Raw genomic sequence first — 6939 nt, forward strand, 5'->3', positions numbered from 1 at the left:
TATTATCTAAGAAAAATACTAAATTTGATTTATTAAAAATAACTAACGATGTTGCGATAGACCCTTGAATCCGCCATTTTGCGGTGAAAAATTCCTTGCTTCTCTCCTACTAAGAAAATAATCTGCAATCTAAAAAGTTGTCGTTTATCAAAGAAAATTTGAGAAATTTTATGTGAAATAGATTCAGGCGAAATCGTTAAGCAGAAAGTAATTTGAATAAATTAAAGTGATGCAGTTTGCGTAGAAATAGATTGCGGTGAAATCGTTAAACCGAAAATATTTTGGTTAAATTAAAGTGATGCAGTTTGCATCGAAATAGATTTTGTTGAAATCGTTAAGCCGAAAGTATATTGGTTGAAGTAAAGTGTTACAGTTTGCGTCGAAAAATATTGTGGTAAAATCGTTAAGCCTAAAATAATTTAGATTAATGAAAATGATGCAGTTTGTGGCGAAAAGTATTGTGGCTAAAAATTGAATAACGAGGATTTTTTGTGCTGATAAAAACATATTACAACACTGGTTTAGCATGATGGGGAATTTAGTGGAATTTCCGTTTTTTTTCATATATTCGTACAGCCAAAAATAATCTGCTTAAAAGTTCCCCACCAAGCTAAGCCAGGAACCGTTAGGCAACATTCGAAAAAACTAAACACAGAAAATTATGGTTCAAAAAATTAATACGGGAAAATATCAAGTTTGTAAGCATCAGATTGGAATTGGAAATTCTATTGAGGTTTTAGTAACTGGTAACAGCCAGTAAATTGAAGATTATTGGATTTCATTAGTGAAAAATCCGAAATATGATTACTATAAAAATGAAGAGGTCTATTACAAAAATACTCAAGTAGACTCAAAAGGTAGAAATATTGATACTGCTCCAGCTTATCAAAGAATGTAACTTAACAATAAGTTAGTCAACTCTATGCATCAAATTGAAAATCATGATTTATTTAAAATAGTAGTAGAAGATACTAGATTGCTAATGGAAAAGCACGGAGGTAAATTAAGCGACGTATTTATAGAAAATTCAAGTTTTAATGAATTCGAATATTATATTCATAATAATGGCTTTTATCTTATCCATTTTATGCAGCTATGCGACCAAATAATATACGGCGTGGAATTGATTTCAAACTTTAATTATAACACAACGAAAAGTGTCAGTCGAATAGATCACCTAACATATAACATAGAAAATTATATTATTCGTTTAACTTCTATTCACGATAGACTTCTTCAATTAGTAAATGCAACATTCCACCTGTGTATCAATGAAAGTGACGTGAATGATAGAGTTGTTTTAAACAATATGAAAGTTTCTCGAACAAATTTGCCAAAAAAAATTAAAGAATTGCAAAAAGTACTTCAAAAATACACTGGCGAACGAAATAAGATTGTTCATAAATATTCTTACTTAAGTAAGGAGTTAAAAAGATTACAGATATTTTATCACTTCACTGGTGAGGAAATTTATAATACTCCTGAGAAAATAGATAACTTTAAAAACTTGCGAAAAGAAATTTTGAAAGAATACATTAGTGAAAAAAAAGAAGAGTTCAACTCTTTGAATAAAGAGTGTTTTTCAAAACTTCCTGAGATTTTGGATATACTTTTAATTCATTACAAGATAACTAAAAAGCTAATTGAGTGAAAGAACGTTGCCTAACAGCCATTTTGAGCTAGCTGGAATTTAGTGGAATTATCGTTTCGTATCAAGTTTTCGTTAAGCCGAAAATTGAGCGGTTACGATTTTCCAGCCATCTCAAAGTGGCAAAACGTTATGCGTTACTTTGAAGAAAACTGCGGTGAAAAAAACATATAAAAATGGGATTAGATATTAGTGTTGTAGTTGATAATTACGAAGATGTTTTTGATAAAAATTACCATCAAAATGATGATGAAAATTTTAACAAACATAGTTTAAGCAGAACTTTTTGCAATTTTATTTGTAGAAAAGAAGTAATAGAAACTGAACCTGAATTAGACCAAATTGGAAAAATTGTCGCAGTTGACATTAGTGCGATTTATGAAATGGAAAATTATGTTGATATAGAAGAACTAGCAGAATATATTGATGAAGATGAATCGGAAGATGAAATAATTAAAGCCGAATTAAATAATACAAAACTTGAAGGAAACATAAAAAAATTTTTGAATACAGTTTCTGAATTAATTTCTAAACTTAATGAAATAGAAAACTTGCCGAAATTACTTTTAAACACTGAATTTGACACATTGAATAACGATGTGTATTTTTCATCATTTACAATTGACAAAGGAAAAGGTTATATTGACAATAATTTTGGTCAAGATTTGAGAAACTTTAAAAATTTTCTAGAATATTGTCTAAAAAAAGAAACTAAAACCGTTTGGTTTGTGTTTGGCTAAATCAATAGAAAACTAAACTAAAATTTGAAAAACGAATAAAAAAGCAACGCATAACAGCGGTTTGCAAAAATGGCGACATATGTGGTTAATTCACGTTTATCTTCCGCAATAAATTTTATCTTAGCCGAAAATAATCGGTCACGAAGTTCGCCACTTCCGCAAGCCGCGAGACGTTGTGCGATATAATTTTCGCACGAAATCCTAAACAGAAAATAATCTGAAAAAATAACGTTAAAAAAATTGCGCAAGTTAACTTTTAAGATAACTTTGCAATATGAATAGAGAAATTATTTTTTACGAGAATCATTTTATCGAATTTTACCAAGTTCAAAATGAAAAGGTAAAAGAGAAGATTAAATATGTTCTTGAACTTATTAAACAAGTGGAAAAAGTTCCAGAAAAGTTTCTTAAACATTTAACTGGAACAAACGGTTTATATGAAGTTAGAATAGAATATCAATCAAATATTTATCGAATATTTTGCTGCTTTGACAAAGGAAAATTAGTTGTTTTGTTTAATGGATTTCAAAAGAAAACTCAAAAAACACCTAAAAATGAAATTGATAAAGCATTAAAATTAATGGACGAATATTTTAACTTAAAAAATAAATAAAATGAAAAATTACAACAACATAAAAACTTTTGATCAACTTATCGAAATTGAACACGGAAAAATAGGAACTGAAAGCAGAAATACATACGAAGAAAACTCTCAAATGTTCATAATCAGTGAAATGCTTAAAGATGCAAGAAAAGAAGCTAAAATAACTCAAGAACAGTTAGCCGAAAAAACTGGAACGAAAAAAAGTTATATTTCAAGAATTGAAAATGGAAAAGGGAATATTCAGCTTTCTACATTAATTAGAATCTTTGAAATTGGACTGAATAAAAGAATTGGATTAACGTTTTTATAAATATTATTACATCGCACAACAGCGGTTTGCAAAAATGGCGAAATATGTAGTAAATTCACGTTTATCTTTCGCAAGAAATTTTATCTTAGCCGAAAATAATCGGTCACGAAGTTCGCCACTTCTGCAAGCCGCAACACGTTGCAATAAATAATCTTGCCGAGCTTTGCGTTTAAAAAATAAATCGGTAAGCAGAAAATATTTTGGTTAAATTTTGTGATGCAGTTTGCGCTGAAAAATCAAAAGTAAATTGTTATGCGGAAATTTATTTGGTTAAATTTATGTGATGCCGTTTGCGTCTAAAAACTTGGTCGAATTTATTAAGCAGAAAATATTTTTCCGAAATTGAAGCGATGTAGTTTGTGTATAAAAATAATCATGAAAACTCGTTTAACCGAAAATACTTTGGTTCTATTTAAGTGATGCAGATTGTAGCGAACTAGATTGCGGAAAAGTCAATTGCGAAAAGAATGATTATTTATAAAATTACTTATTGCAACACACGTTTTGCCGTATTTGGGGCTTTAGTGGAATTATCGTTTTAATTCGTATATTCGTTAAGCCAAAAATAATCGTTTTACATGCCCCAAACACGGCAAAGCGTAGGAACGTTAGCTGTAATGCCCGAAAACCGAATAAAAAATAAACAATTTGACAATATGAATACAAATTTTAAAACACGATTTTGGAAAACAAGTAAATGGTTTGGTGGAATATTTATTTTACTTTTTGCGTTTAGACTACTTTATGGTTTTGTGGCAACTGACAACAATAATGGAAACGATTACAGCGACAACTTTTTTAGTAGTATTGACAATTTGAGAAAAAACTATGCTTCTGAAAAAATTGCTATGAAAGGCGATGTTCAAGTTTCCTCTAATGTTGCTTCTAATCAAAAGTTTGAAAAAACAGCATCAATTAAAACAAAAACTTCTGAATTTGAAAAAGATGAAAAGACACTTAAAGCAAATGCAAAAAAATATAATTCTGTTATTCAATATGAACAGAACCTTGGACAAAAGGGAAATAGACAAATTCATCTACTAATTGGTGTAAATCCAATTCTTTTTGACAGCTTATATATTGACCTTCAAAAGATAGGTGTTATAAAAGCAACTGAAATTACAAAAGTTGATAAAACAAACGAATATAGGCAACTAAATGCAAAGAAAACCTCTATTGAAAAAACTCTACAAAACTTAAACGACCTAAAATCAAAAGGTGGACAAATTGCAGATTTTGTAGCATTAAACGACAAAATTTTAGAAATTGAAGAAAAAGCTCAAGAACTTGGCGTCGAACTTGGCAACTTTGACACAGAAAATGAGTTTTGTACGGTTAAACTTTCTATGTACGAAGGTGCTACAGAAAAAAATATAAGTTTTATTCACAGGGTAAAAGTTGCTTTAGAATGGACAATTAAATATTTTGCAATTTTTGTGTTCAGTTTGTTTGGACTTTCGCTTACAGTTTTTGTGCTTTTACTAATAGTGGATAAAACAAAAATATTAAATGCAATAACAAGTAAAATAAACGAATAACGAACCGAAGAAAATAATGCACTACAGCTAACAGCGGTTTGCAAAAATGGCGAAATATGTGGTAAATTCACGTTTATCTTTCGCAAGAAATTTTATCTTAGCCGAAAATAATCAGTCACGAATTTCGCCACTTCTGCAAGCCGCAACACGTTGTGCGTCATTTTAGCAGACCGAACCGAAAAACGAAAAAACAAAAACTTAAAATTTTAAAATGAAATTATTCCTAAAAGTTATTATCTTTTTTACACTTTTTAGTTCTATAAAAAGTCAATCTCAAACAATTGATACTTTAGTGGATGTTGGAAATCATAAACTACATTTCAACATTATAAAAGGTTCAGGAATTCCCATTCTTTTTGAAGCTGGTGCAGGAAGCGATGGAAGAGTTTGGAATTCTATTTTGAAACCAATTGCAGATATAACTGGAGCAACAATAATAACATACGACAGAGAAGGTTTAGGTAAAAGCACTATAAATACTTTAGAAACTGAAGACTCAAAACACGGAATGTTAAATAGTATTTTGGATTTAGAAACTGGATTAAAAAAATTGGGGTATAATAAACAAATTATGTTAGTTTCTCATTCTTTTGGCGGTTACTTTTCAACTTTATATTCAGTAAGGAATCCAAATCGTGTAAAATCGATTGTATTAATTGATGTAAACCATCATTTTATGGAAAAGTTTGTAGAAAGCGATTTAAAAAAGCAAGAACTACTTATTCCAGAATGGAAAAAAAACAAACTTGCTATATATTATATGGCTGCAAATATACGTGAAACTGTAAAAATGATGAGTGAAATTTCAATTCCACAGAATATTCCAGTTGTAGATTTAGTTAGTGGAATTCCATCTTTTAAAGAAACTGAAAAAGTAGAACATTGGAAAGAATGCCATAAAAAGTTTGTTGCCAGTCATCCAAAAAGTATCGGTATTACCGCATTTGAATGTGGACACGGAATTTGGTTTGATAACCCAAGTTTGGTAATAACAACAATAGCGAAAAGTTATGCAGAAACACTAAATGAAAAACAGAAAACGGAAGTTTATAAACGTACTCTAAATTATGCCATTAGTTCGTCAAACAATGTAAAAAAAGAAAATACTGCCTATATTCATTCGGAGGACAATCTAAATAATTTAGGATATGAATATTTAAATAAAAACGAAAATGAAAAAGCTTTAGAAATTTTCAAGCTAAACGTGTTATTAAATCCTGCAAGCGGAAATGCGTACGATAGTTATGGAGAAATATTATTGAAGATGAATAAAAAAGAAGAAGCAACTAAAATGTATAAAAAATCTGTTGAATTAAACCCCGAAAATGAAAATGGCAAAAGAGTTTTAGAAGAACTTTTAAAACAATCGTAAATAAAAAAACGAACGCACAACAGCTGTTTTGAGCTAGCTGGAGTTTAGTGGAATTAACGTTTCGCATCAAGTTTTCGTTAAGCCGAAAATTGAGCGGTTACGAACTTCCAGCCATCTCAAAGCAGCAAAACGTTGCAATAAATAATCTTGCAGATCTTTGCGTTTAAAAAATAAAAATAAATCGGTAAGCAGAAAATATTTTGGTCAAAGTTAAGTGATGTAGTTTGTGCTGAAAAATAAAAAAATAAATTGTTAAGCGGAAATTTATTTGGTTAAATTTATGTGATGCAGTTTGCGTTTTAAAACTTGGCGAATTTATTAAGCAGAAAATATTTTTCCGAAATTGAAGCGATTTAGTTTGTGTATAAAAATAATCATGAAAAATCGTTCAGCCGAAAATACTTTAGTTCTATTTAAGTGATGCAGATTGGAGCGAACTAGATTGCGGAAAAGTCAATTGCGAAAAGAATAATTATACATAAAATTAGTTATTGCAACACACGTTTTGCCGTATTTGGGGCTTTAGTGGAATTATCGTTTTTATTCGTATATTCGTTAAGCCAAAAATAATCGTTCTAAATGCCCCAAACACGGCAAAGCGTAGGAACGTTGTAATATATTTTAAACCAGAATTGGAGAATTCAATAACCTAACGCAACAAATGATAAATTTTATCTTTGTTGAATTATGAAAAAAACCTACAAGCGATTATCATTAGAAGAACGTA

Annotated in this window: 6 protein-coding genes; all 6 read left to right on the forward strand. The window is 29.7% G+C overall.

What is annotated here, in order from left to right; all coding sequences use genetic code 11:
* Nucleotides 1-922 precede the first annotated feature (922 nt).
* The 6 genes from HNP99_RS17480 (at nucleotide 923) to HNP99_RS17505 (ending at nucleotide 6212) form a co-directional block, all read left to right on the forward strand.
* Complete coding sequence (locus tag HNP99_RS17480) at nucleotides 923-1651, forward strand: Cthe_2314 family HEPN domain-containing protein (RefSeq protein ID WP_173854738.1); 729 nt, start codon at nucleotides 923-925, stop codon at nucleotides 1649-1651.
* A gap of 173 nt (nucleotides 1652-1824) precedes the next feature.
* A complete protein-coding gene (locus HNP99_RS17485) occupies nucleotides 1825-2388 on the forward strand; it encodes a hypothetical protein (RefSeq protein WP_173854739.1) in 564 nt (187 codons plus the stop codon).
* Nucleotides 2389-2662: 274 nt separating this feature from the next.
* On the forward strand, nucleotides 2663-3001 hold the full coding sequence (locus tag HNP99_RS17490) for a type II toxin-antitoxin system RelE/ParE family toxin (protein ID WP_173854740.1): 339 nt from the start codon (nucleotides 2663-2665) through the stop codon (nucleotides 2999-3001).
* A gap of 1 nt (nucleotide 3002) precedes the next feature.
* Nucleotides 3003-3302, forward strand: coding sequence for a helix-turn-helix domain-containing protein (locus HNP99_RS17495; protein WP_173854741.1), 300 nt, complete (start codon nucleotides 3003-3005; stop codon nucleotides 3300-3302).
* 848 nt (nucleotides 3303-4150) lie between these two features.
* Nucleotides 4151-4840, forward strand: a complete 690-nt coding sequence (locus tag HNP99_RS17500; RefSeq protein WP_217424442.1) for a DUF4349 domain-containing protein — start codon at nucleotides 4151-4153, stop codon at nucleotides 4838-4840.
* A gap of 211 nt (nucleotides 4841-5051) precedes the next feature.
* Complete coding sequence (locus HNP99_RS17505; protein WP_173854742.1) at nucleotides 5052-6212, forward strand: alpha/beta fold hydrolase; 1161 nt, start codon at nucleotides 5052-5054, stop codon at nucleotides 6210-6212.
* Nucleotides 6213-6939 lie beyond the last annotated feature (727 nt).

The sequence above is a fragment of the Flavobacterium gelidicaeli genome, from assembly GCF_013294005.1.
GTDB lineage: Bacteria > Bacteroidota > Bacteroidia > Flavobacteriales > Flavobacteriaceae > Flavobacterium.

Excerpts from the sequence above, each read along its gene's own strand:
- HNP99_RS17480 (WP_173854738.1), top strand. The coding sequence starts at position 923 with ATGCATCAAATTGAAAATCATGATTTATTTAAAATAGTAGTAGAAGAT.
- HNP99_RS17485 (WP_173854739.1), top strand. The coding sequence starts at position 1,825 with ATGGGATTAGATATTAGTGTTGTAGTTGATAATTACGAAGATGTTTTT.
- HNP99_RS17490 (WP_173854740.1), top strand. The coding sequence starts at position 2,663 with ATGAATAGAGAAATTATTTTTTACGAGAATCATTTTATCGAATTTTAC.
- HNP99_RS17495 (WP_173854741.1), top strand. The coding sequence starts at position 3,003 with ATGAAAAATTACAACAACATAAAAACTTTTGATCAACTTATCGAAATT.
- HNP99_RS17500 (WP_217424442.1), top strand. The coding sequence starts at position 4,151 with ATGAAAGGCGATGTTCAAGTTTCCTCTAATGTTGCTTCTAATCAAAAG.
- HNP99_RS17505 (WP_173854742.1), top strand. The coding sequence starts at position 5,052 with ATGAAATTATTCCTAAAAGTTATTATCTTTTTTACACTTTTTAGTTCT.